Origin of the sequence: Pseudomonas syringae KCTC 12500, assembly GCF_000507185.2 — a bacterium.
GTDB classification, from domain to species: Bacteria; Pseudomonadota; Gammaproteobacteria; order Pseudomonadales; family Pseudomonadaceae; genus Aquipseudomonas; species Aquipseudomonas syringae.
In genome coordinates this window covers 3,944,521-3,970,200 of record NZ_AYTM02000002.1, presented here as the reverse complement: position 1 = coordinate 3,970,200, position 25,680 = coordinate 3,944,521, and the positions used below count along the sequence as shown (strand labels likewise).

Below are 25,680 nucleotides of genomic sequence, written 5' to 3'. Positions count from 1 at the left end.
GCTCTTTCTTGCAGCTTGAGCCTTGAGGCCTTACCGCTGCGCCCCTACAGTTCTACGTTTACCGCCTGCGATGCCCTGGTCGCTTTGGCACGGGCCTCTTCGATGGACTCGTCACGCGCCAGGGCAACGCCCATGCGCCGCTGACCGTTGACTTCCGGCTTGCCGAACAGACGCAATGCGGTATCAGGCTCGGCCAGTGCAGCGCCGAGGTTGGCGAAAGCGGTTTGCGTGGACTGGCCCTCGACCAGAATGACTGCCGAAGCCGACGGGCCGAACTGGCGGATCAACGGAATCGGCAGGCCAAGAATCGCGCGCGCGTGCAGAGCAAACTGCGACAGGTCCTGAGAAATCAGTGTCACCAGACCGGTGTCGTGCGGGCGCGGCGAGACTTCGCTGAACCACACCTGATCGCCCTTGATAAACAGTTCGACGCCAAACATCCCGCGCCCACCCAATGCCTCGGTCACCGCCTTGGCAACCCGCTCGGACTCTGCCAGTGCAACCGGGCTCATGGCCTGCGGCTGCCAGGATTCCTGATAGTCGCCCTTTTCCTGACGATGCCCAACCGGCGCGCAGAACGTGGTGCCACCGATGTGACGCACGGTCAGCAGGGTGATTTCGTAATCGAAGTCGATGAAGCCTTCGACGATGACGCGACCCTTGCCAGCCCGACCGCCCTCTTGCGCGTAATCCCAGGCTTTCTGTACGTCATCGGTGCTCTTGAGCAGGCTCTGCCCTTTGCCCGAAGAACTCATGACCGGCTTGACCACACACGGGAAACCGAGGTCTTCGACCGCCTTGCTGTACGCCTCGAAGGTGTCGGCAAAGTGGTAAGGCGAGGTCGGCAGCTTCAGCTCTTCGGCTGCCAGACGACGAATGCCTTCGCGGTTCATGGTCAGCTGCGCGGCACGTGCGGTCGGGATCACGGTGAAACCTTCGGCCTCAAGCTCGACCAGCGTCGAGGTGGCGATGGCTTCGATTTCCGGAACGATGAAATGCGGCTTCTCGGCCTCGATGACCGCGCGCAGTGCCGCACCGTCGAGCATGTTGATCACATGGCTGCGATGAGCGACCTGCATGGCCGGCGCGTTCTCGTAACGGTCAACAGCGATCACTTCAACGCCAAGGCGCTGCAGCTCGATCACGACTTCCTTGCCCAGTTCGCCGCTGCCGCAGAACAATACGCGCGTCGCGGTGGGCGACAGTGGAGTTCCGATTTGAGTCATCTCAGGTCCTCGTGAAGCAGATGTCGAGGGCTGCCCGCCGTATGCAAGCAACCGCTGTGAAGAAAGGCGCGCAATTTACCACGAAGCCCCGACAAATGGGCGCTCAGCCTGGACAGGCACTGTTGCGCGCCCGCCAGGCCATGATCATCCAGACAATGGTAACGCCGGCGAACTTCGATGCCAGCGCGGTGAGCACGACCGGCGCCGTCAGGGCGTCGATCATGCCGAAGAAGATAAAGGTATCCAGTGGAATGCTGAGCGCCGAGCTGATCCACAACCGATCACGTAACGGGCGTCTGGTAATGCTGAACACCAGCCAGTCAATGCACTCGGAAACCGCAAACGCCGTGGCGCTGGCCAGGGCGATGGTGGGGTCGCTGGTGACATATGACAGAACCAGCGCCACCAGCATGGCAATGATCGCGCCGTGGCCAAAGCGAATCTGCACCATGTCCCGCAACATGAACACCAACCCGCCCCAGGCAGACCAGATCATGTCCAGATGCGGCGCACTGGAAAAGGCGAAGTTGATCAGCACGACACTGCTGATGTAGGCGATCAGGAAAAGCATGGAGGGTTTGGGCCTGTGCAAGCGAGCGGCAATGATAGCAAACGCGGACAAGAGCCGCGCCCAAGCGAAAACGAAAGCATTATTTCTGACGCAGGAAATGCATCGACTGCACCGCCCTCTTCGCGAACAAGTTCGCTTGTATGGTAAGACTTGAAGGGAGGAGGAGGGACTTAGTTCGCTTCTGACTGTTCGCGCAGTACAGACCCGTAGGAGATTTCACCCCTCCTCCTTTCACCCAAGCGCCGATAAAGAATGCTTAAGGCTCACAACCTACGATAGAAACAAGCCTGCGCCTCTGGGTGGCCCCTTCAAGTCTGTAAACCTTATCCCCGAGGAGGCGTTATGGCAATGCGGGTTACTCTGCAAAAACCGATCATCGGTGTAGATGTCGCCAAGAATGAGCTGGTGATCTACCACGATCAATATGATCGACTTGAGGCAATCCCCAATACCAAAGTCGCCATCACCCAATGGCTGAAGGCCTTGGCGAGCAGCTGCGCCATCGCCATCGAAGCCACTAACGTCTATCACGTCCTGTTCGCGGATGCGGCCCACGAAGCAGGCTGTGACATTTATATGGTGGATGGCTATCAGCTCAGTCATTACCGTAAAGGCGTCAACATACGCGCCAAAACCGATGCCCAAGATGCTCGTTTGTTGGCCCGATACCTGAAAAACGAGCTTGATGAGTTGCGGCCCTGGATACCTGCGAGCCCGCTTTATCGGCAGCTTCTGAGCCTGTTCCGACGTCGTGCAGCCTTGGTTCAGGCTCGTACTGGCCTGGTACAAAGCTGGACCAACGAGCCTTTTCTGAGAACAGCGTTCGCCAATCAGGTCAACTCGATGAAACGATTTGAGGCGCTCGTTGAAAAGAAGATTCGCGATGTACTGCAGGAAGCCGGGCTGATGAGGCAGGTCAACCGCTGTATGAAAGTAGAGGGGATCGGCTTTCTGACTGCAGCTCGTTTGGTCACTTCTTTTCAGCGAGGCGAGTTCAGCGGAGCGAACGCCTTTATCGCGTTTCTTGGGCTGGACCTGAGAGTATCCAAATCAGGGCAAAGTGATGGACCTCGTCGATTGACCAAACGCGGCGATCCAGAAGCCCGACGGTTGCTGCACAACGCGGCTATGTCCGGGAGCCGTACGCCGGCCTGGAAGCCTTTTTATGAAGAGCAGAGAAAGCGTGGCTTTAGTACAACTCAAGCGCTGGTCATGCTCTCCCGAAAGTTGGCTCGAGTAGTCTTCGCTCTGTTAAAGAACCAGAGCGAATATCAAACAAAAGTGGCTTGAGGGCTTTCCCAAAACCATAGAATCTCCTACAAAAGCTCGCGGATAACCTGTAGGAGCGAACTTGTTCGCGAAAGCGCTATTCCTGACGCAGGAAATGCATCGACTGCACCACCCTCTTCGCGAACAAGTTCGCCTCTACAAAAGCTCGCGGATAACCTGTAGGAGCGAACTTGTTCGCGAAAGCGCTATTCCTGACGCAGGAAATGCATCGACTGCACCACTCTCTTCGCGAACAAGTTCGCTACAAAAGCTCGCGGATAACCTGCAGGAGCGAACTTGTTCGCGAAAGCGCTATTTCTGACGCAGGAAATGCATCGACTGCACCGCCCTCTTCGCGAACAAGTTCGCTCCTACAAAAGCTCGCGGATAACCTGCAGGAGCGAACTTGTTCGCGAAAGCGCTATTCCTGACGCAGGAAATGCATCGACTGCACCGCCCTCTTCGCGAACAAGTTCGCTCCTACAAAAGCTCGCGGATAACCTGCAGGAGCGAACTTGTTCGCGAAAGCGCTATTTCTGACGCAGGAAATGCATCGACTGCACCGCCCTCTTCGCGAACAAGTTCGCTCCTACAAAAGCTCACGGATAACCTGCAGGAGCGAACTTGTTCGCAAAAGCGCCATTCCTGACGCAGGAAATGCATCGACTGCACCGACCTCTTCGCGAACAAGTTCGCTCCTACAAAAGCTCGCGGATAACCTGTAGGAGCGAACTTGTTCGCGAAAGCGCTATTCCTCCTACAAAAGCTCGCGGATAACCTGTAGGAGCGAACTTGTTCGCGAAAGCGCTATTCCTGACGCAGGAAATGCATCGACTCCTTCGCGAACAAGTTCGCGGCTACAAGGCCATCGGAACATCAGCGTGCTTCGCCCACTGTCCACATCAGGCCGCTGGCTCGGGCGCGCTCGTCACAGAGGCCGAGCACCACGCGGCGCTCGTCGTTGCTCATGCGGCTCCAGCGGGTGATTTCGGTGACGGTTCGCTGGCAACCGGTGCATATATCCTGCTCATCCAGTGCACAGATACTTATACATGGGGAACGGACCGGTTTTTCGATCGGGGTATCAGTGCTCATCACTCTTCCTGCACCGCCAGGTCACGGGCGTAACGCTGGGCATTGTGTACGTAATGGGCTGCGCTGGCTTCCAGCATCTTCTTCTGCACGTCGGTGAGTTCGCGCACCACTTTACCCGGTGTCCCCATGACCAGCGAGCCATCAGGAATCACCTTGTTTTCTCCGATCAGCGAATTGGCGCCGATGATGCAGTATTTGCCGATCTTCGCCCCGTTGAGGATGACCGCATTGATACCGATCAGGCTGTAATCATCAACGCTGCAGCCATGCAGCATGGCGTTGTGGCCGATGGTCACGCCTTTGCCGATACTCAGCGGCGACCCCATGTCGGTGTGCATCACCGTACCGTCCTGCACATTACTGTTTTCACCGATGTGAATCAGCTCGTTGTCGCCCCGCAATACCGCGTTGAACCACACACTTGCGCCGGCTTCGAGCCTGACATTGCCGATCAGCGTTGCATTGGGGGCCACCCAGCTCTGCGGATCAGTCTGGACACGGGATTCTCCCAGGCGAAATTTCATGCGGCCTCCTCGGGCGGGTCGTACTCATGGGGGCGAACTATAAACAGTGACGCTTAAGGTGCCAGCGGCTCAGATCGTCGACCGTTCGGGCGGATGATGCAGGCTGATTCTGGTGTCGTACAGCACGTTGACCAGTTCGACGATCATGATCGCGGTAAGCCCCCAGATCTTGTACTCGCCATAACGATAACTGGGCACGTACCAGCTGCGGCCTTCGTAATCGATGCGGTGAGTATGCTCGCGCGTGTCCTGACGAAAGAATTCCAGCGGCACGCTGAATACTGCAGCGATCTCGCCGTCATTGGGCTGGTATTCGACGAAGTCAGGTATCACCCCCACGTAGGGCGTGACCTTGATACCGTGCTTGGAGATCAGCGGACTCAATGGCCCGATCACCTCGACCAGCCCGGGAGGCAGGCCGATTTCCTCCTCGGCTTCGCGCAACGCAGTGAAAATCAGATCGGGGTCGCCGGGGTCGCGCCGGCCACCCGGAAACGCCACCTCACCCCCATGCGTCGACAGGCCACTGGCGCGCAGGGTCAGAATCAGCTCGGGTTGCTCGCTGCGGGTAATCGGCACCAGAACAGCCGCCTCGGGGAATTGTCGATCCGAGTCGAGGGTTTCTGGCGTGTGCCTGACTACACGGCGAAGTAGCTCATCCAGCATGGGAAATCTCGATCTGTTGCCTGTCTGGCATCATGCACCAAAGCAACGCTGCGCCCAAGCCCTTGTAGGACAACTCCTGTCACACAGAGGGTTGCCGAGCCGCTGCACGACAGGCCAAGATAGCGACTGCGTTCACTATCGACTGATCCCATGAAATTTTGCAGCCAGTGCGGCAACCCTGTTATCCAGCGCATTCCCGAAGGCGACAGCCGTTTGCGCTATGTCTGCGAGCATTGCCACACCGTTCATTACCAGAACCCGAACATCGTTGCGGGCTGTCTGGTGACGCTGGGCGGCAAAGTGCTGCTGTGTCGCAGGGCCATCGAGCCGCGCCTGGGTTTCTGGACGCTGCCGGCCGGTTTCATGGAAAACGGCGAAACCATCGAACAGGCTGCACGGCGCGAAACCATGGAGGAAGCCTGCGCCACCCTGAGCGAACTGCATCTGTACACCTTGATCGACGTGCCGCATATCAATCAGGTGCATGTGTTCTATCGTGGAGAGATGGCGAATGAGGCATTCGCCGCAGGCATCGAGAGCCTGGAGGTGCAGTTATTCGACGAAGCAGACATTCCGTGGTCGGACCTGGCTTTCATGACAGTCGGGCGTACCCTAGAATACTTCTTCGCGGATCGGCGTCGCCAGGCCTACCCGGTTCATACTAGCGCCCTTCCCCCGTCACGTCCGTTGCTGGACACCTGAACGCCAGGGTCGCACACAACATCGGCGCTTTTTGTCAAAGAAGTATCTTCAGGGAAATTGTAATGCGCTGGTTGCTCGCCCTCTTTTGCATGTCGTTCATGCCGCTTTCGCAGGCCGCGTTTACTCAAACCATCGTGCCCAAGGGCAGCGAACAGAAAATCATCAATAACAAGGTCATCAATACCGAGAGTATCGCCAGCAAGCCGATCGATAAGGTGCTGGTGCTCAAGTCAGCGCGCCAATTGCAGCTGATCAGCGGTGGCGAGGCCTTGAAGACCTACCGAATCTCGCTGGGCAAGAACCCCAAGGGCACCAAGCTGCAGGAAGGCGACCAACGCACGCCGGAAGGTTTCTACTGGATCGACTGGCGCAAACCCAGCAATAACTACAACCTGTCGATGCACATTTCCTACCCGAATGTCTCGGACTCGGCACGCGCACGCTCCGAGGGCGTGAAACCGGGCAGCATGATCATGCTTCATGGCACACCGGTGGATGAAGAGTATCCGGAATGGTATTTCCACACGCTGGACTGGACCAACGGCTGCATTGCGCTGAAGAACAACGACATGCGGGAAATATGGGATCTGGTGAAAGACGGGACGATGATCGAAATTCGACCTTGAATGTGCGGCGTTGCGCATTCGCGAGCAAGCTCGCTCCCACAAGATTTATGTACAAGTCTGAGTGCGTAGCATTGGCACGATAGTTACAGGATGATTATCGTCCCCACGCTCCAGCGTGGTAACGCATTTGCGGACGCTCTGCGTCCAGCTTTGCAGGCGATTCAGAACTCTGCCAGCCGCCATACTTCGTAAGCAGGCGTTTCGTAAGGATGGCTCTGCTTGAGCGCCACCACCACGTGCTGAATCAGCTCGTCAGCGACGACAAGCTCGACCTTCCACTCTTCCACCGACTCGACCACACCGCTCTGCCCGATAAATGGCTGACTGCCATCCAGCGGGCGGAACTGGCCCTGGCCGAGCACTTGCCACGAGCAGTGATCGTAAGCGCCGATTCGCCCTGCACCAGCAGCGAATACGGCGTTCTTGACCTCGTCCACATGGCTCGGCGGAACGAAGAAGGCGAGCTTGTACACGCGCCTTAGTTAACCCAGGCCCGCGCGTTGCGGAACATGCGCATCCAGGCACCGTCCTCGTTCCAGTCCTCGGGACGCCACGAGTTCTGCACGGCACGGAATACACGCTCCGGGTGCGGCATCATGATGGTCACACGACCGTCGAGGGTGGTCATGCCGCCGATACCGCGTGGCGAGCCATTCGGGTTGGCCGGGTAGGTTTCAGTGACCTTGCCGTGGTTATCGACAAAGCGCAGTGCCACGGTGCCGGACACGTCCGCCTCGAGCAGTGCGTCGTCATTGCGGAACTCCGCGTGCCCCTCGCCATGCGCGATGGCGATTGGCATGCGCGAACCGGCCATGCCCTGCAGGAAGATCGACGCCGACTCCTGAACCTGGACCATGGCCACGCGCGCTTCGAACTGCTCGGAGCGGTTACGCACGAAATGCGGCCAGAACTCGCTACCCGGAATCAGCTCGTGCAGGTTGGACAGCATCTGGCAACCGTTGCACACGCCTAGCGTGAAGCTGTCGGAACGCTCGAAGAAGCCCTGGAACGCATCACGCGCACGGCTGTTGAACAATGCCGACTTGGCCCAGCCTTCGCCGGCACCCAATACGTCACCGTAGGAGAAGCCACCGCAGGCGACCATACCCTTGAAGTCGTTCAGGTCGACACGACCGGCCAGGATATCGCTCATGTGCACGTCGATTGCGTTGAAGCCGGCACGATCAAAGGCTGCCGCCATCTCGACCTGACCGTTGACACCCTGCTCGCGCAGAACGGCAACCTGAGGACGAACACCCGTCTTGATGTACGGCGCGGCGATATCTTCGTTGACGTCGAAGCCCAGCTTGACGGTCAGGCCCGGATTGTCTTCTTCCAGCAGCGCATCGAATTCCTGATCCGCGCATTCGGCGTTGTCACGCAGGCGCTGGATCTGATAGCTGGTCTCGGCCCACTGACGTTGCAACAGACGGCGCTGGCCACTGAATACCGGCTCGCCATGGAAGCTGATCGACACTTCATCGTTGTTGATCGGCTGACCGATCACCGCCACGCAATCCTCCAGACCGGCCGCGCTGAATTGCGCCAGCACCAGTGGAGTAGCGTCCTGACGCACCTGAATGACCGCGCCCAGCTCTTCGTTGAAGAGGATCGCGCTCAGTTCGGAGACGTTGTCGGCAACACCGTCGAGGTGCAGGTTCAGACCGCAGTGACCGGCGAAGGCCATTTCCAGCGTGCTGACCAGCAGACCACCGTCGGAACGGTCGTGATAGGACAGGATATGACCGTCGGAATTGAGGCCCTGAATCACCGCGAAGAAGGCCTTGAGGTCTTCAGCGTCGTCGACGTCCGGAGCGACGCGGCCGAGCTTGCCGTGAGTCTGCGCAAGAATCGAGGCGCCCATGCGGTTCTGGCCACGCCCCAGATCGATCAGGATCAGGTCGGTGATGCCCTTGTCCATGCGCAGCTCGGGCGTCAGGGTCTGACGGATGTCGACCACTGGCGCAAAGCCCGTCACGATCAATGACAGCGGCGAGGTCACGCTCTTTTCGGTGCCCTCGTCGCTCCAGCGGGTCTTCATGGACATCGAGTCCTTGCCCACTGGAATGGTGATCCCCAGTTCCGGACACAGCTCCATGCCGACCGCTTTCACGGTGTCATAAAGACGCGCATCTTCTCCAGGGTGACCAGCCGCCGACATCCAGTTGGCCGACAGTTTGATGTCAGAAAGCTTTTCAATACGCGAGGCCGCGATGTTGGTCAGCGTTTCGCCGATCGCCATACGGCCCGAAGCCGGAGCATCCAGCAACGCCAGCGGAGTCCGCTCGCCCATCGCCATGGCTTCGCCGGTGTTGACGTCGAAGCTGGTGGCGGTGACGGCGCAGTCAGCCACAGGCACCTGCCATGGACCGACCATCTGATCGCGAGCAACCAGGCCGGTAATGCTGCGGTCACCGATGGTGATCAGGAAGCTTTTGCTGGCGACGGCCGGGTGGCGCAATACGCGCTGCACACTTTCTTCGATGTCCAGCGTGCTCGGGTCGAAATCATCGCCGATCTCTTCTTCTCTGGCGACCGAGCGGTGCATGCGCGGCGCCTTGCCCAGCAGGACTTCCAGCGGCATGTCTACCGGACTGTTACCGAAATGACTGTCGGTGACGGTCAGTTGCGGCTCTGCAGTGGCTTCGCCGACAACCGCAAACGGGCAGCGCTCGCGCTCGCAGATAGCCTTGAAGCGCTCGAAGTCTTCGACGCCCACGGCCAGCACGTAACGTTCCTGGGATTCGTTGCTCCAGATTTCCAGCGGGGCCATGCCCGGCTCGTCATTGGGTACGTTACGCAGTTCGAAACGTCCGCCGCGGTCGCCATCGTTGACCAGTTCGGGGAAGGCGTTGGACAGACCACCGGCACCCACGTCGTGGATGAAGCTGATCGGGTTACGGTCGCCCAACTGCCAGCAGCGGTCGATGACTTCCTGGCAACGACGCTCCATCTCGGGGTTTTCACGCTGAACCGAAGCGAAATCCAGGTCTGCAGAACTGGTGCCGGTCGCCATCGAGGAAGCCGCGCCGCCACCCAGGCCGATCAGCATCGCCGGGCCACCCAGTACGATCAGCTTGGAACCTACAGTGATCTCGCCCTTCTGGACGTGATCTTCGCGGATATTGCCCATACCGCCCGCTAGCATGATCGGCTTGTGGTAACCACGAACCTCGTCACCGTGCGGCGTAGTGATGGACTGCTCGAAGGTACGGAAGTAGCCGGTCAGCGCCGGGCGACCGAATTCGTTGTTGAACGCCGCGCCACCCAGCGGGCCTTCAATCATGATGTCCAGCGCAGTCACGATGCGCTCGGGCTTGCCGTACGGCACTTCCCAAGGCTGTACGAAACCGGGGATCTGCAGGTTGGAGACGGTGAAACCGGTCAGCCCCGCCTTGGGCTTGGCACCGCGACCGGTTGCACCTTCGTCGCGAATCTCGCCGCCGGAGCCAGTCGCCGCGCCAGGAAACGGCGCAATGGCGGTCGGGTGGTTGTGGGTCTCGACCTTCATCAGAATGTGCACCGGCTCCTGAACCGCGCCGTACTGACGGGTTTCAGGGTCCGGGAAGAAGCGACCGGCGACGTTGCCGACGATCACCGAAGCGTTGTCCTTGTAAGCGGACAGCACGCCTTCGCTGTGCATCTGGTAGGTGTTCTTGATCATGCCGAACAGGCTTTTTTCCTGGCTCTGGCCGTCGATGTCCCAACTGGCGTTGAAAATCTTGTGGCGGCAGTGCTCGGAGTTCGCCTGGGCAAACATCATCAGCTCGATGTCGTGCGGGTTGCGCCTCAGACCATTGAAGCTGGTGATCAGGTAATCGATTTCATCTTCGGCGAGAGCCAGGCCCAGCTCGACGTTGGCTTTTTCCAGCGCCGCGCGGCCGCCACCCAGAATGTCCACCGCGGTCAGCGGCTTGGGCTGGGCGTGGCTGAACAGGTTGGCAGCCTGCTCGAGGTCGCCCAATACCAGTTGCGTCATGCGGTCGTGCAGGCTGTCGGCGATTACCTGAGCCTCGGTCTCGTTGAACTGGCCTTCTACATAGAAGGCAATCCCGCGCTCGAGGCGCTGGATTTTGCTCAGGCCGCAATTGCGAGCGATGTCGCTGGCCTTGCTCGACCAGGGTGAAATGGTGCCAAAACGCGGCAACACCAGAAACAGACGGCCGCTCGGCTCTTGAACCGGCACGCTGGGGCCGTATTTCAGGAGACGGTCGAGAACCTGCTGTTCTTCGCTGGTCAGAACGTCGTTGACGTCAGCGAAGTGAGCGAATTCGGCGTACAAGCCACTGACAGCTGAAACTTTTTGTTTCAGTTGTTCTAGTAATTTGCTGTGGCGGAAAGCAGAAAGGGCAGGAGCACCGCGCAGGATCAACATCTTCGGGACAGCCTCGAGAAGGGGGTGTGCTTTGAGGCCGCATATTCTAGCCTAAACCGGGCATTTGATCACCCAAAACGGCGGCATCCGCTGCGCCCGAATGTCGCCCCAGGCAAAAAAACTCCGGAAATGCCTGTAAAAGCCACTCGCCTATCAGACGCAAGCTTCACTGTCGAGATATGGCGCCCGGTGCGCTTTGCGTATACTGCACCGATGTTCTTCAAACCAGACTTCCGCCCACGTTGCGCCAAATGGCTCATCGCAACCGGACTCTTCCTGATGCTCGGCGCCTGTGTGGAAAAACCCACCACACTGGAGCGAGTCAAGGAGGACGGCGTACTGCGGGTGATCACTCGCAACAGCCCGGCGACTTATTTCCAGGATCGCAACGGTGAAACCGGCTTCGAATACGAGCTGGTCAAGCGTTTTGCCAAGGACCTGGGCGTCGAATTGAAGATAGAAACGGCTGACAATCTCGACGATCTTTTCGACCAGATGAACAAACCAGGCGGTCCGGTACTCGGTGCCGCCGGCCTGATCGAGACACCAAAGCGCAAATCGCAGGCGCGTTTCTCGCATTCTTATCTGGAAGTCACCCCTCAGGTGGTCTATCGCAACGGTCAGTCGCGGCCGACCGATCCCGGCGATCTGGTGGGCAAGCGCATCATGGTGCTCAAGGGCAGCGCGCATGCCGAGCAACTGGCGGCGCTGAAGGCGCAGAATCCCCGCATTGAATATGAAGAATCTGACGCGGTCGAGGTCGTTGATCTCCTGCGCATGGTCGACGAAGGCCAGCTCGACCTGACCCTGGTCGACTCCAATGAGCTGGCAATGAACCAGGTCTACTTCCAGAACGTGCGCGTCGCCTTCGATCTGGGCGAAGCGCGCGCGCAACGCTGGGCCGTCGCGCCGGGTGAAGACAACAGCCTGCTCAACGAAATCAACGCCTACCTCGACAAGGTCGAAAAGAACGGCACGCTGCAACGCCTGAAAGACCGCTATTACGGTCACGTCGATGTACTCGGCTATGTGGGTGCCTATACCTTTGCCCAGCACCTTCAGGAACGCCTGCCCAAATACGAAAAACACTTCCAGACATCGGCCAAGAAAGAACAGGTCGACTGGAGACTGCTGGCCGCCATTGGCTATCAGGAATCGATGTGGCAGCCGACCGTGACCTCTAAAACCGGCGTGCGCGGCCTGATGATGCTCACCCAGAACACCGCGCAAGCCATGGGTGTATCCAACCGGCTGGACGCGCGCCAGAGCATTCAGGGCGGGGCAAAGTACTTTGCCTACATAAAGGATCAACTGGACGACTCAATTAAGGAGCCGGATCGCACTTGGCTAGCTCTCGCTTCCTACAACATTGGCAGCGGTCACCTAGAAGATGCGCGCAAATTGGCCCAGAACGAGGGGCTGAATCCTGATAAGTGGCTCGACGTGAAAAAAATGCTGCCGCGTCTGGCACAGAAGAAGTGGTACAGCAAAACGCGTTACGGCTATGCCCGAGGCGGTGAGCCGGTGCATTTCGTGGCCAACATCCGTCGTTATTACGACATTCTGACCTGGGTGACGCAGCCCCAGCTTGAAGGCAGTCAGGTCGCCGACGGCAATCTGCACGTTCCAGGTGTCGACAAGACCCAACCGCCCGTCCCGCCAGCCTCTCCCGTCCCATCGTCCAGCAATAGCACGGACGAATCTGCGTTCTAAACGTTGCCTTGGCCTTTGCCAGCGTCCTTGGCTGCCCGTCGCATCCTGAAAAACTCGCTCAACATCGTCCCGCACTCCTCGCCCAGCACGCCGCCTTCGAACAGCACGCGGTGATTGAGAAATGCCTGACTGAAAAACTGCCCTTGGCTCTGCACGATGCCCGCCTTGGGTTCGAGCGCTCCGTAGACCACACGCGCCACCCGTGAGTGCACGATCAGCCCCGCACACATGCTGCACGGCTCCAGCGTCACATAGAGCGTGCTGCCTGGCAGGCGATAATTGTCCAGCGCCTTGGCGGCGTCACGAATCGCGACCATTTCGGCATGCGCGCTGGGGTCGCTACCGCTGATCGGGCAGTTGTAACCACGACCGATGATCTCGCCGTTCTGCACCACCACTGCCCCGACTGGCACTTCACCCAACAGCGCGCCTTGCGCGGCGAGCGCCAGCGCCTCGCGCATGAAGTACTGATCATTGCTGCGGTCGATGATCTGCGGTTGCCGCATCATGCCACCTCGATGGCGGCCATCAGGCCGGTTTCCATGTGATCGATCACGTGGCAATGGAACATCCATACACCGGGGTTATCCGCCACCAGCGCCACTCGCGCCCGCTCGTTACGCCCCAGCAAGAAGGTGTCGGTAAAGTACGGGATGATCTTGCGCCGATTGGAGGCGATCACCTTGAAACTCATACCGTGCAAATGAATCGGGTGCTGATACTGAGTCATGTTCTTCAGTTCGAAGATATAGCTCTTGCCCAGCTTCAACCTGGCGATAGGCCGATCGGCGCAGGTCTTGTCGGTAATGTCCCACGCTTCGCCATTGATCTGCCACAGGCTCGGCGGCTTGCCATTGTCGGTGTTGACCGACATCGAGCCCACCCACTCGAAGTTGAAATTGATCTTCTCGGCGTTTTCCATGTCAGGCTCGGCCACCGGATTGGCCGGCAGCTCGGGCGGCCACTGGCCAGGCGCGTCGTTATTGGCGACCGAGCGGAACGTACCCAAGCGCACTGGGCCGTTACGCAGCGAGATCTCCTCGCCCGCCGGCGGGGCCTTGATTGCCAGACAGATGCGCATGCCCGGCCCCAGCCAGTATTCGTCGCCGAAGGGACGCGGCTTCACCGGATTGCCATCCAGCGCATAGATCTGCGCCTCGGCGTCCGGCAGATTGAGTCTATAGGTCACGGTATTGTCGAGATTGAGCAAGCGCACGCGAGTGATCTGCCCGGCAGGCAGCTCAATTACCGCCTGCGCAATGCCGTTCAACGTTGAAAGCCGCCCCGCCGTGCCCTCACGTGCCGCTTCACGCAGCACACTGAACTCGGTGAACACACCCACTTCGTCCACATGCCAGCTTTTCAGACTGACCGTGCGCTCATGGGCAAAACCGGTCGGCTCGCGTTCTTCGACAATCAGCGGCCCGACCAGACCGCGGCCCAGCTCTTCACTGCTGCTGACGTGCGGGTGATACCAGTAGCTACCGGCGTCCGGCACACGGAATTTGTAATCGAAGTATTCACCCGGCTTGACCGGCAACTGCGACACATACGGCACGCCGTCCATCTCCAGCGGCAAGCGGATGCCGTGCCAGTGAATGGTCGTCTCGACCGGCAACTGATTGATGAAACGCAAGCGCAGCCACTCACCCTGCCGCACGCGCAACTCCGTGCCCGGCGCAGAACCGCCGAAGGCCCAGGCAGGCGTCTTGTGGCCCGCCACCAGTTCCACATCCAGCGGAGCGGCGATCAGAACGAAGTCAGAGCCCGCTTCAGACTCGCGACGCCCCATCCAGTAACGCGAAGCACCACCCGCGCCTAGGCCGACTACGGCCAGACCGGCGATGCCTGTAAGGATTTGACGACGGGTAAAGGACATGAACGGCGCAACCTCGAAAACGACGACTGAGCGCATCTGCGAGCAAATGCGAGGGGCGAATACGATACACCTGCATTTGCGTAAAGATAAGGGTGGATACCACGAACTGAAGTCGAGGCGTAAAAAAGCCGGGCAAGGCAGTGACGCCCGCTCCGGCTTTTTGCATCAATCAACCGCTATGCCTGGCTCACCCGCTCCAGCCATTCGATGTAGGCCGGCTCTGTATCAGGCGGAAGATTGACGCGGTAGTCCTCCAGCTCTGCCTGCATGCCGAACACTTTCCATACCAACGGTGCAAGGCGCCATGCCGGGCTGTTTGCCCGTTCCAGTTCGCTCAGCACTTGCAGGCTTCGTTGCTGGTGCTCGGCCACTGTCTCCGACTTGTAACCGAACGCCTTTCCCAGCCCTGAGATGTACATCAGTTTTGCGGTCTCCATCTCAGGCCACTGGAGCGCCATATTCAGGGGCCATTCGAGCATGGCCCGCTCACCCCACATTGACGACTTGGGCAAATGGTCGTTCGCAAGCAACGTCAGCATGAATGATTGGCCCAACTGGGTCAGATACACCGGCAAGACCTCGGCTGCAGGCTGCTGGTAAAACACATCCAGTGGCTGCTCACGCTTGAGTCCGATACCGGCCAGCAAGCGCTGTTGAAGATCAAGTACCAACGCACCAAGTTCTGCCTTGCCTGCACTACCGTTTTCAACGGTTTGCCGGGTGCGGGTCGCACAATTCCATAGGCTCAGTGAAATCCGCCACTGGGCCTGATCGCCCTCACCCGAACAACCCACTTCGCCCGTCACGAAATACTTCGTCGTTGGCGGGACGATATCGAACAGTGTGTTGCCGTCGACCTCAACCCCCGATACAACCGGCCCCGCACCCTCCGCGACCTGAACATAACAATTGGCTACATAGTCGTTCCAGTAGTGAACCGACTCAGCCATGTAAAGAGGAATGGCACGCGTATAGCGCCCCACATCATCCTCGCGCTGCGATTCGGCAGGCTCTGCTTTCTCCATGATTTTGGACAAGGCGAAGAAACCGATTTCTGGCGCACCTTCCGGTTTTTGCGCGAAGAGCCAGTCAGCATTGCGCAAACCGTAGTGCCAGACCGGCTTGTTCAGCGCCAAGGTACTGATCGTCACGCTGGCAGGATCAATCGGAATGCCTTTGTCTTCCTGCCTGCGCACGTCCTCGAAAGCATGCGCAAACTGGTCAAGATGACTTTTGATAGGCGCAAAGCCGAGTGCATACAAGCGAGTAAGCAACGCCTCGCCTTCATCCACCCTGCCCAGTTCCTGATAGGCACGCAGCAAGTTGAGACCTGCCGTCGAATCATGTTTGTGCTCATCATAAGCAGGCCCGACAATCTCGATGATCAGCGGAATGTGGCCATTGTTGCCCAAGTCACCCGATATCATCTGCAAGGCACTGCGGTCGAAATGACCGCCCGCCAGTACCTCTTCATACAACACACGCGCCTGCGCGACGTTCTGCTGCTGCAGGTAATGCCGCGCCATCCACAACTGCGCACGCCAACTGCCCGGCAACGCCGCTACAGTGCGTAGAGCATCGAGATAGGCGGCCTCACCGCCCCGTTCCTGCTGAATGCTCAGCCACCATAACAGGCCGTTTTCCTGATTCGGATCGGCCTCAACCGCCTGCCAAAGCGTCGCCTCTGCAACTGATTGATCACCACGCTCGGCAAACACCTTGGCCAGATTGGTCAGAATGATTCCCGACACGCCGACTTTAGCCAGCCCTTCGCGCAGCGTGGCTTCTGCAGCATCGAGCAGGGCGTTATGCATCAGCACGATGCCGTTCACCACATAACTGCGCTCGGGATTAGCGTCGATCTCGACCAGTCGTTCGGCGGCAGGCATCAGGTCAGTCGCAAATCCATCGTTGAGCCCCGAAACAATGAGGTTGTAAAGCTCGTCAGCATCACCCCACTGCTGTTTCAGATTGGGCAGGAACACCTTCTCGCGCCACTCGCTCCGAGTGATCTTCATCTCGCGCCCGTAACTGTCGTAGACGGTGATCAACTCGCCGTCGTGAGCTTCTGGCGGCGTCGTAGCAGCAGGCGCGTTATCTGTTGAAGCTTGAGATTTCTTGCCGCTGAGAGCGGACAGAATGCGTTTGAACATAAATGGAGTCGCCGCAGTTTGGGGTTAATGGGCAAGTGGCTTCAGGTGCTTCAGGTCATAACGTGTGCGGAGGGCTAGCGTGTATATTCAGTGAGCTTTTCAGGTGGCTGGTGGATTTACGGCTGCATCTGGTTACAGCGCGGGTTTCTTTTTTAGTAGACCCTTCACAGCGCTATGCGAAGGGTCTGTGCGTGATCAGTCTCGCACGAGCTTCAGCAGTCCGCCGTCATACCAGGAAAGAGCTAACGACCCGTCCTGTGCCAGGAAAAATGCCGGCGTGTCTTTATCAAAAGGACCCCAGCTTCCAGATTTGCATTCAACGCTATAGCGCACAGCTTTTTCGATGCCAAGCTTGTGGAGTTGCGGCTCCAGTTCAGCTCCAGTCATCGCCGGAAGCTTATGAAAAACAGGCCCCTTGCACACATCTTCCGTAGAGTCTGTGGACGCTTTCCATGCAAGCTGGTCGTGATTGAAGTTGAGACGTCGCCCCATAAAGCTCGGATCATCATCCCCCAGTGCCTGCACGCCTGAGTCTGATACCGCTACGCCTGCAACATGCCAACTGCCGTAAAGCGCACTTTCTCCAGGCTGATCGTGCTTTGGAGCATCCATATTCGCTGCGCACCCTGTCAGCGACAACAGGATCAGGAAAGATGAACTGAGAGAAAATCGGGATTTCATGAACGGGGGTCATTGGTTTTTGGGGATGTGAATATCGAATCTTTTTGCTGGGCGCCCCCTGCGTCGATGTTGGGCCTGGGGTGCCTTTGAGCGGATTTTCCTCGAACTTCAAGCCAGTTTCAAATGAGGTGCTTTACGGTCGGTAAGGAGCTGAGACGTCCGTCACGACGGCAGCCTCTTACGCGAAAGTGCTCATTGGGACGTATCACCAGCGGGTAAAGTAGCGCTGATTCCTTTGCGTTCTCGGGCCGTTTGATAGATCACATAAGCCCCAACCCTGATTGATTTTTGCCCAGCATCTAGCGTGAAGTTCGAGGTGGTGATTGGCGGAAGTTCCGTTATAGCTCACCTGTTAGAAATTGAGCGCGCCCCAGACCGAAACTCCAGTCTTCGTCACTGTTGATCACTATCGAAACCATGACGTCCTCTGCTGCGATGCCACAGTTGCGCTCCAATCCTTCTGCTATCAGGGCATAAAACCGCTTTTTCATCTCTGCTGGACGCGGCCTGCTAATGGCGGTGATGACAACGACTTTGTCGGACCGCGTAAATCCAAGCCCCGTATCCTGAATGATCAGTCGATCTCTTTTGTGTTCATTCAACACCTGGTATCGGTCACGTTCAGGAACCTGGAATGCGTTCACCATCGCGTCGTGGATCGCATCCAGCAACGTCTCGATTTCCTGATCCGAACGGCCCTCTATTACATCAATTTTCAGCAATGGCATTGATTGTCTCTCTACAGGAAGGTTGTGGATTTAGACGCTGAACGCATCTCTTCCACCAGGGTTTTGATCAATTCTGCTGCAGGGAGTGCGCGTGCGAGCGGCGCCCCTTGCCCGGCCCATTGAGCGGCAAAATCATGACAGCCTTTTAGAACAGCGGCGGCGTGCAGTGCTTTGGTCACATCATAAGCCAAGGGATATTCGGCTGGGACAGGGATCTGCTGTCCAGTGCTTTCCAGGTACAAACGATTCGCCAAGCCACGGGCAGGACGGCCGGATACATAGCTGGTTACTCGAGTTTCATGGGCTCTTGCGGAGATAAGCGCTGCGCGATGCTCGGGCGTAGCTGAGGACTCCGGACACAGGATAAAGGCGGTTCCCATTTGTACCCCTGCGGCTCCTAGTGCCAATGCTGCATTAATGCTTGCGCCGTCCATGATCCCACCGGCTGCGATCACCGGTAAGCGTATGTGCGTTGTCAGCATGCGGGTCAATGGGAACAACCCAAGCTCGTGGTCCTGATTGGGCGCATCGTCGAATACGCCACGGTGCCCACCTGCCTCATAGCCTTGCGCGACAATGGCATCTACGCCGGCCTTCTGAAGCATTTGTGCTTCTTTAAGCGTGGTGGCACAACCCAGCGTAACAATGCCCGCCTCTCGTAGCTCAGCTACCCAGGCCGAGTCGGGTGTGCCGAAGTGGAAGCTGACTACGGCGGGCCGCTCGGCTAACAGCACTTCAAGCATCACCCGGTCACTCAGAAAACTTTTATAAATTTCGCGTATTTCTTGAGGAGGCGCTGCATCGAATTCGGAGAACCATTTTGCGGTATAGGCCAGCCAGGCATCATTCTGCGTATGGCTAAAACGGGCAGGTCTATGGCAGAACATGTTCACGTTGAACGGTTGGTCAGTCAGTTCGCGCGTCTGTTTTATAAGGGCTCGTGCCTGATCCGGGGTGCTGGCGCCAAGGCCGATCGATCCCAGGGCTCCTGCGTTACTAACCTCGGCAGCAAGTACTGGAGTTGAAACGCCAACCATCGGCGCCTGAATAATGGGTAGCCGAACCCCTATGCTGGACCAGAAATTAGTGGTGTTCATGTCACTACCTGCCTGTCTGGAGTGGTGAAGGAAGTCGAACGGTCAGCAGTGTCGAGAGCAGCAGGCCAACGCCTGCGGCGATCAGCGAGGTGTTAAACGAGCCGCTGTATGCGAACAGGTAGCTCGCTAATAACGGCCCAATGATTTGACCTATGCCATAGGCTGCAGTCATGACAGCGATAAGGTTGTGCTTAATAGTGTGTGAAACGCGTTTTGCGGCGGGCATGGCTATGGTTACGGTGCCCATGAATGTTCCGCCGACAATTATCGCGCTGCCCACGTATCCCACCACGGTAGGTGATATAACTGGCAGAATGACGCCGAACGCTTGAAGCAGAAGGTTTGCACGGAGCGCAACGTGAGTACCAAATCTCAGGTGAAGTGTGTGCCAGAGGTAGCAGGAGGGCGCGGCTCCAAGACCGAAAATAGCCCAGATGTGAACGGGGTTCATATCTCCAAAGGCGCTTTTCACCAGCATCGGAAGGTACGTCGCCGTAATAATGTAGCCAAAACCCGCCAACCCATAGGCCGCAATTAAAGGCCACGCGCCTAACACCATATGACGCCCAGGAGCCTCACTGGCTGATGGGGCTATTAAATGGGTGGAGCGCTTATCCAGTTTCTTTATGGCAATGCCGCTTAGTACGGCGCTGCTCGCGCCCAGCGTAAGCCACAGACTAAAACTGTTAAGTCCGACGCCTTGAGCAATGGCCAAAATTTCTGCTGACAAGAAGATTCCTATGCCCACTCCTGAAAAGAGTATGGGGGCTCCCTCATGATGCCCCTTGTGCTGCAACAACCACTGCGATGCGGCGATCATGGACAGCGCACTGAAGAGCCCTGCCACGCCTCGAATGCTGATAATTAGCCAAGGCAGTGCGGTATAGGCCAGCGCAATCAGGCACGCCACGCTGGCGAGGATAGAGACCACTATCCACCTGCGTGAATGACCGCTTGATAAGCGCGCAGCCAGTAAAGCGCCTAACAAGTATCCGGCATAATTGGCTGATGCAGCCAAAGTGCCGTCATGCAGGCTCACTATGCCCTCGTGAACCATCACAGGATAGACGCCGGTATAAGCAAAACGTCCAAAGCCCATGCCAATGGCCATTACCATGGCCGCAGCGACCGCAGACCATAGCAAGTTCTGGTTTTGATTATTTCGTGCAGGTAACGCCTGGTTATGCATCACTCTGATCTCATTTATTGTCTTTGAGCCGAATCTGCCAAAGCAAATACGAACTCTTTAGCCACTGCCCTAGAGTTGCCTTGCAACCTCACGCCAAGGCTTGCGCGGGACCGAAAAACTCATACCGGGCCTGCTTCTCTGGTACTCCCAGATCCTTTAAGGCCCGTTTCATGAATGCCATGAATGGTTTGGGTCCCAGGAAATAAACGTCGACATCGCGGTCGGCCGGCAGCCATTGTTCAAGGTGAGTGATTAAGGGAAAGCCAATGGCGTCTGGCGTGTAGACTTCATGATCGGCCCGCTCTGCATAAACGACATGAGCCCTGAACAGCGGATAGCGTTGTTGCCAGTCTCGCAGGAGGTCTGAGAACGCATGCACCTGACCATTACGTGCGTAGTGAATGAAGGTTAATGGTCGCTCCCCGGACTCCAGCGCTTGCTCGGCCATTGCCAACGTTGGCGTGATACCGACGCCGCCGCTGATAAGTATCAGTGGCTTGATATGGTCGTTAAGCGTGAAATCCCCGGAGGGAGGAAACACATCGAGGGTGCTTCCCTCTTCCACATAATCATGCAGATAAGTAGACGCGAGTCCCCCCAGCTCACGCTTGACGCTGATTCGATATCGAACACCGTTAGCCTGCTCACTCAAAGAGTAGTTACGCCGCACTTCCTTACCATCGATCATGAGCCGTACGCCGATGTACTGGCCGGCTTTATGCCGGATAACGGGCTGATGATCAGTGGGCGCAAGATAAAATGACGTAATTTCAGCGCTTTCGGCCACCTTTCTCAGAACTGTGAATGGGCGGGCACCCCGCCATCCGCCCGGTGCTGCAGCAATGGCGTCATAGGCACTCTGCTCACCGGCGATGAGGATATCTGCAAGCTGTTGATAGGCTGCGGCCCACGCTGCGATGACTTCATCTGTCGCGATTTCTGCGCCCAGCACCTCGCGGATAGCCTGCAAAAGGCAGGAGCCGACAATAGGGTAATGCTCGGGAAGGATCTGCAGCGCCACATGCTTGTTGATTATCTGGCTCGCCAGCCCTCCCAGATTTTCGAGCCTGTCGATGTTCCTGGCATACATCAGCACGCCATTGGCAAGCGCACGGGGCTGCGCCCCGTTAGCTTGATGCGCCTCATTGAACAACGGACGCACCTCAGGGTGCGTATCGAGCATGAGTTGATAAAAATAAGTGATCAGCGCTTCCCCTCCTGTTTCAAGCAGAGGCACAGTTGCTTTGATGATGTCGCGCTGGACTGAGGTCAGCATGGTGGGCTCCAGAGGGTAGGAATCTATACCCTGGTTAGAGCAACCGCCGTGCCAGGCATAAAAGCCTTGTAAAACAGCAAGCCGAAGGCGTATAGAGTCTTTATGACTGTGTTATTAAGACCTGATCCGTGAAAAAAGATGTCATTTCGACTCATCAATTGAAGGCGTTGCATGCCCTTCTTCCGCTCTTGGGGGATTTAGCAGTAGAGCTGCCTGCCGAGCATCGTTACTACCGTGTTCTGGACGCGTTACGAGAGCTGGTCCCCTCGGATGCTGTGGCATTACTGCGCTTGGAGCAGGGCGAACTTATTCCTGTTGCCGCGCATGGTTTGGCCGGTGACGCAATGGCCCGACGCTACCGTGTCGCAAACCATCCTCGACTGAAGGCAATCATTGAAGCGCAGGGGGCCGTTCTGTTTCCACCGAACTGTGATCTTCCAGACCCCTATGACGGACTGATCGGTTCAAGCGCCTTGCCCGTGCACGACTGCATGGGCTGCTCGTTGCGGATCAATGACAAAACCTGGGGGGTTCTGACCCTGGACGCCCTGACCGTGGGGCAGTTCTCCGAGCAGGATCTTCAAACCGTCGAGACCTTTGCCATGTTCGCCGCGGCGACCGTCGTAGCGGCATCCCGATTTGATGATCTATTGCGCACCGTTGCCGGAGAACGGAAACGAGCAGAAGCCTATCGACTCTCTGCACGCAGGCCCAAGCCTGAAATGATTGGGAACAGCGACAATTTCAGGCAACTCCTCTCTGAAATCGATCTGGTCGCTTCAAGCGACCTCACGGTTTTGATTACCGGCGAAACCGGAGTAGGTAAGGAACTGGTTGCCCAGCGGCTGCACGATCTCTCGGCGCGAGCGGACAAACCGTTCATAACGGTCAATTGCGCCGCCCTTCCTGAGCACCTGATTGAAAGCGAGCTTTTCGGACACGTCAAAGGCGCCTTTTCGGGAGCCATCGAAAATCGGCTGGGTAAATTTGAAGTGGCCAGCACTGGCACACTATTTCTGGATGAGATCGGCGAGCTGCCGTTGGCCGCACAAGCCACCCTGCTTAGAGTACTTCAGGGCGGCCAGCTTCAGCGGGTCGGTTCCGACAAGCTCCATGTCGTCGATATTCGTTTGATTGCCGCCACCAACCGAGACCTGATTGAGGAAGTGCGTGCGGGTCGCTTTCGAGCAGACTTGTATCACCGACTAAGCGTCTACCCATTACGCGTCCCCTCTTTGAAAGAACGTCGGGACGACATCATGTTGCTGGCCGGAGCTTTCGCGGAAGAAAACCGCTGGAGGGTCGGCGTACCTTCGTTGCGATTTTCCGACTCCGCCCGCCAGGCATTAGTCGGCTACTCGTGGCCAGGGAATATTCGGGAGCTGGAACACCTGATGGCAAGGGCGGCGCTGAAGGCAAAAAAAAGAGCGGCGTCTTTGAAAAGGCAGAGTGTCTTGTCGCTGGAATTGCAGGACCTTGACCTCCTGGAATCGCCCTCCGAGAGGGTTGCGGAAAAGTCAGGCTCTATCCTTGCACAGCAGCTCCCGTCTCACGATTTCAAATCATCTGTCGACGGATACAAGAAAGCGATATTGGAAGAGGCTCTCAGGCTTTCAGAAGGCAATGTTTCTGCTGCAGCTAGAGGTCTTAATCTGGATCGCGCGAACCTGACTCGGCTCGCAGGTAGGCTGGGGGTGAGCATATTGCGTGAAAAGTAATCACATCATTCTCAAAAAGAGATCGGCCAGACCCAAAAAGCCCGCAATTAAGCGGGCTCCATGGCATTTCTTGCTAGTGGGTGCCGGACAATGCCGGACGTCCAATCATTCCCACTCTATTATCAATAAAAAATAAAAACCAATATAAATCAATTAGTTATAAACAACACAAATGTAGAAATCATGAAATATACCATTCAAATCCTGACTGATGCTTGCCTGCCTACCATCAGATACGTCTGTCGATTGGCAAGGCTCATGACAACCTCTCAACGTCCGACCAACCTAAGCACATGTCGGGCTGGTAATTCGTGCTGAAATTCAGTTAGTGTTCTGACCAAATTTTATGAAAAGCAGGGAGCAAACCATGTCATTTGATGCATTTATGAAGGTTGATGGGGTTGAGGGCGAGTCGCTGGACGACGGGCACAAAGGTTGGATTGAGCTGCTTTCCTATCACTACGATGCTATGCAGTCCATTAGTCAGACAGCCAGCTCCAGTGGCGGTGCTACCGCTGGAGGTGTTTCCCTCGGGGATTTTCAGATCAGCAAGTACATTGACCGTGCCACTCCTAAGATATTTGAGCTTTGCTGCACAGGCTCGCATATCAAAACCGTGACAATTCGAGTCCATCGTGCAGGAACAGAAAAATTTAAGTATTTGGACATCGTGCTTGAAGAGGTGCTGATCGCATTGGTCAGCGGACAAGGCGCAGAAAACTCCGGCTTCCCTGTCGAAGTCGTAACCCTGAATTACGGGCGCATTAAATTCGAATACACGCAGCAAAGACGTTCAGATGGCGGCAGTGCCGGTATCGTCTCGGGCGGCTGGGACCGGACCGCTAAAAAGCCTTTTGCGTAAGGAAACGCGTCATGTCTGACTTTGAGGATGGAGATTTTCGCGTTGCCCTCAGCTTCGCACAACTAGCTGCTATCTTAACGCAAGAGTCGCTTACGCCTGCGGAGATAAGGTCAAATCGTATATTTGGAAGCCTTCGGCTGGTCGGCGGAATCATTGAGCTTGCTGGTTCTGGCGTATTATTTGCATTACCTGAGCCAACGATGATTTCAAAAGTCGGGTGCGTGGCCATGGGCGTTCATGCATCTGACCAGCTTTCGGCAGCTACCACGCAAATCGTTACGGGCAGGCAAACCGATTCATATGCATTCAAAGCCGGGGCAACTGTTGCAGAGGTATTGGGGGCTTCAAGAACAACTGGTCAGGTAATTGGCTTGGCCACCGAATTTGCGGTTCCTCTTACCACTGCTTCGCTTTATAACGCTTTTCGAGCTTCATCAGTAAGAGCAGGACGCATATCCGTTATTACCAGTGAAAAACCACTTCAAGCGCCTAAAAAACTGGGCGGCGGGCATACAATTTTAAAGCACGTCGATAAAAATATAGAAAATTTGAAAACACGATTTTCATCAAAAAAAGTTCACATCTCATCTACATTTTATGATCTAGAAACGGCAGAATGGGCGGTAAGCCAAGTCCTACAAAGAAACAGACTTAAAATACTAATGCAATCTAAAGCCAGGCTTATCCTTAAAGAAAAGCGACTTGAGCTTTCGACAACTTTGGAAAAACCAATTGGCTGGGGTATAAAAAGAGAAGCGCCCAACACTAAAATAAACATGTCAAAAGTAACAGTAGTGATTAAATTTGTTGAGTACAACCATATGCCATACTTCATAGTAACTGCCTTTCCATCAATATGAGACTAGAGTTATGGCATACGGGTTAATAATTGACTTCATTTATGATGTGGGTGAGGGTGTCGGGGAGTTCCTACCAGATGATGAGAAGGCGCAGTTTACGCCTTTGAGCCTGGACCAAATAGTTAAGAGCTACATTGATGAACGCAACCTGCTTAATGTCTTCTTCCTAAAGAGACAAATCAAAAGATATATCAAAAATCACATGACCTCGGAAGGTTTGGAATATGTAGCTCCCCCGTTCGGGCAAGAAACATCTTTCGTTGAAGATTATTTTGATGGAGATCTGCATGTATTTTTAACGAATGTTGTAAGTTTGCTTGATAAAGAATACGAAGTCCGCGTACAAAACTTTTTATCAAAATTTACAAGGCAGGGTTGAGAAAGTGTTCCATACCGGCAATTCAGCCCCTGACCACATCTGCAAAATTAACACTCTCCATACCATGCCGGCATTACTAATGCCGAACATG

At 56.5% G+C, this 25,680-nt stretch carries 22 protein-coding genes and 1 pseudogene; 8 read left to right on the top strand and 15 right to left on the bottom strand.

The window, feature by feature from the left end:
• Positions 1–44 precede the first annotated feature (44 nt).
• Both purT and V476_RS18100 read right to left on the bottom strand, forming a co-directional pair.
• Positions 45–1,226, bottom strand: a complete 1,182-nt coding sequence (gene purT, locus V476_RS18105) for a formate-dependent phosphoribosylglycinamide formyltransferase (RefSeq protein WP_003314218.1) — start codon at positions 1,224–1,226, stop codon at positions 45–47.
• Between the two features lie 103 nt (positions 1,227–1,329).
• The gene (locus V476_RS18100) at positions 1,330–1,797 is read right to left on the bottom strand and encodes a preQ0 transporter (RefSeq protein WP_024960285.1); all 468 of its coding nucleotides are present in this window, start codon (positions 1,795–1,797) and stop codon (positions 1,330–1,332) included.
• A 342-nt stretch (positions 1,798–2,139) separates the two neighbouring features.
• Between V476_RS18100 and V476_RS18095 the strand changes: the two genes are divergently transcribed.
• Positions 2,140–3,087, top strand: coding sequence for an IS110 family RNA-guided transposase (locus V476_RS18095; protein WP_024961480.1), 948 nt, complete (start codon positions 2,140–2,142; stop codon positions 3,085–3,087).
• Positions 3,088–3,942: 855 nt separating this feature from the next.
• Here the strand turns inward: V476_RS18095 and V476_RS18090 are convergent.
• The 3 genes from V476_RS18090 to V476_RS18080 form a co-directional block, all read right to left on the bottom strand.
• Positions 3,943–4,161, bottom strand: a complete 219-nt coding sequence (locus V476_RS18090) for a DUF1289 domain-containing protein (protein ID WP_024959263.1) — start codon at positions 4,159–4,161, stop codon at positions 3,943–3,945.
• Positions 4,161–4,685: a gamma carbonic anhydrase family protein gene (locus tag V476_RS18085; RefSeq protein WP_003314213.1), complete on the bottom strand. Its 525-nt coding sequence runs from the start codon at positions 4,683–4,685 to the stop codon at positions 4,161–4,163. The genes V476_RS18090 and V476_RS18085 overlap by 1 nt, the downstream gene beginning before the upstream one ends.
• Positions 4,686–4,754: 69 nt before the next feature.
• On the bottom strand, positions 4,755–5,351 hold the full coding sequence (locus tag V476_RS18080) for a CoA pyrophosphatase (protein ID WP_003339685.1): 597 nt from the start codon (positions 5,349–5,351) through the stop codon (positions 4,755–4,757).
• Between the two features lie 150 nt (positions 5,352–5,501).
• Here V476_RS18080 and V476_RS18075 point away from each other — a divergent pair, with 150 nt between their 5' ends.
• Both V476_RS18075 and V476_RS18070 read left to right on the top strand, forming a co-directional pair.
• The gene (locus V476_RS18075) at positions 5,502–6,053 is read left to right on the top strand and encodes an NUDIX hydrolase (protein ID WP_003421963.1); all 552 of its coding nucleotides are present in this window, start codon (positions 5,502–5,504) and stop codon (positions 6,051–6,053) included.
• Between the two features lie 203 nt (positions 6,054–6,256).
• Positions 6,257–6,679: pseudogene (locus V476_RS18070) on the top strand (L,D-transpeptidase family protein); the annotation flags it as partial.
• A gap of 161 nt (positions 6,680–6,840) precedes the next feature.
• Here V476_RS18070 and V476_RS18065 read toward each other — a convergent pair.
• Positions 6,841–7,152, bottom strand: a complete 312-nt coding sequence (locus V476_RS18065) for a YqfO family protein (RefSeq protein ID WP_003314208.1) — start codon at positions 7,150–7,152, stop codon at positions 6,841–6,843.
• A gap of 5 nt (positions 7,153–7,157) precedes the next feature.
• Complete coding sequence (purL, locus tag V476_RS18060; protein WP_024959264.1) at positions 7,158–11,054, bottom strand: phosphoribosylformylglycinamidine synthase; 3,897 nt, start codon at positions 11,052–11,054, stop codon at positions 7,158–7,160.
• A gap of 213 nt (positions 11,055–11,267) precedes the next feature.
• On the opposite strand from purL, the gene mltF reads away from it, so the two are divergent.
• Entirely contained in the window at positions 11,268–12,767 is a 1,500-nt protein-coding gene (gene mltF, locus V476_RS18055) for a membrane-bound lytic murein transglycosylase MltF (RefSeq protein ID WP_080278423.1), read from the top strand.
• Here mltF and tadA read toward each other — a convergent pair.
• From tadA to hmpA, 8 genes are all read right to left on the bottom strand, one after another.
• Complete coding sequence (gene tadA / locus V476_RS18050; RefSeq protein ID WP_003421956.1) at positions 12,764–13,273, bottom strand: tRNA adenosine(34) deaminase TadA; 510 nt, start codon at positions 13,271–13,273, stop codon at positions 12,764–12,766. The two genes, mltF and tadA, sit on opposite strands and share 4 nt — an antisense overlap.
• Positions 13,273–14,646 carry a multicopper oxidase family protein gene (locus V476_RS18045; protein ID WP_024959266.1) on the bottom strand — a complete coding sequence of 458 codons (1,374 nt, stop codon included), beginning with the start codon at positions 14,644–14,646 and terminating at the stop codon, positions 13,273–13,275. The genes tadA and V476_RS18045 overlap by 1 nt, the downstream gene beginning before the upstream one ends.
• 176 nt (positions 14,647–14,822) lie before the next feature.
• Complete coding sequence (locus V476_RS18040) at positions 14,823–16,799, bottom strand: tetratricopeptide repeat protein (protein WP_024959267.1); 1,977 nt, start codon at positions 16,797–16,799, stop codon at positions 14,823–14,825.
• A 195-nt stretch (positions 16,800–16,994) separates the two neighbouring features.
• Positions 16,995–17,480 (bottom strand): hypothetical protein, encoded by a 486-nt coding sequence (locus V476_RS18035; RefSeq protein ID WP_024959268.1) that lies wholly within the window; start codon positions 17,478–17,480, stop codon positions 16,995–16,997.
• Between the two features lie 338 nt (positions 17,481–17,818).
• The gene (locus tag V476_RS18030; RefSeq protein WP_024959269.1) at positions 17,819–18,208 is read right to left on the bottom strand and encodes a tautomerase family protein; all 390 of its coding nucleotides are present in this window, start codon (positions 18,206–18,208) and stop codon (positions 17,819–17,821) included.
• An 11-nt stretch (positions 18,209–18,219) separates the two neighbouring features.
• Complete coding sequence (locus V476_RS18025; protein ID WP_024959270.1) at positions 18,220–19,305, bottom strand: NAD(P)H-dependent flavin oxidoreductase; 1,086 nt, start codon at positions 19,303–19,305, stop codon at positions 18,220–18,222.
• A gap of 4 nt (positions 19,306–19,309) precedes the next feature.
• Positions 19,310–20,494 carry a YbfB/YjiJ family MFS transporter gene (locus V476_RS18020; protein WP_024959271.1) on the bottom strand — a complete coding sequence of 395 codons (1,185 nt, stop codon included), beginning with the start codon at positions 20,492–20,494 and terminating at the stop codon, positions 19,310–19,312.
• An 88-nt stretch (positions 20,495–20,582) separates the two neighbouring features.
• On the bottom strand, positions 20,583–21,770 hold the full coding sequence (gene hmpA, locus V476_RS18015; RefSeq protein ID WP_024959272.1) for an NO-inducible flavohemoprotein: 1,188 nt from the start codon (positions 21,768–21,770) through the stop codon (positions 20,583–20,585).
• A gap of 128 nt (positions 21,771–21,898) precedes the next feature.
• Here hmpA and norR point away from each other — a divergent pair, with 128 nt between their 5' ends.
• From norR to V476_RS17995, 4 genes are all read left to right on the top strand, one after another.
• A complete protein-coding gene (gene norR / locus V476_RS18010; protein ID WP_024959273.1) occupies positions 21,899–23,488 on the top strand; it encodes a nitric oxide reductase transcriptional regulator NorR in 1,590 nt (529 codons plus the stop codon).
• Between the two features lie 367 nt (positions 23,489–23,855).
• Positions 23,856–24,350, top strand: coding sequence for an Hcp family type VI secretion system effector (locus V476_RS18005; RefSeq protein ID WP_003421943.1), 495 nt, complete (start codon positions 23,856–23,858; stop codon positions 24,348–24,350).
• 11 nt (positions 24,351–24,361) lie between these two features.
• Entirely contained in the window at positions 24,362–25,210 is an 849-nt protein-coding gene (locus tag V476_RS18000) for an RNase A-like domain-containing protein (RefSeq protein ID WP_024959274.1), read from the top strand.
• 10 nt (positions 25,211–25,220) lie between these two features.
• On the top strand, positions 25,221–25,589 hold the full coding sequence (locus V476_RS17995; RefSeq protein ID WP_024959275.1) for a hypothetical protein: 369 nt from the start codon (positions 25,221–25,223) through the stop codon (positions 25,587–25,589).
• The last annotated feature ends 91 nt before the right edge of the window (positions 25,590–25,680 follow it).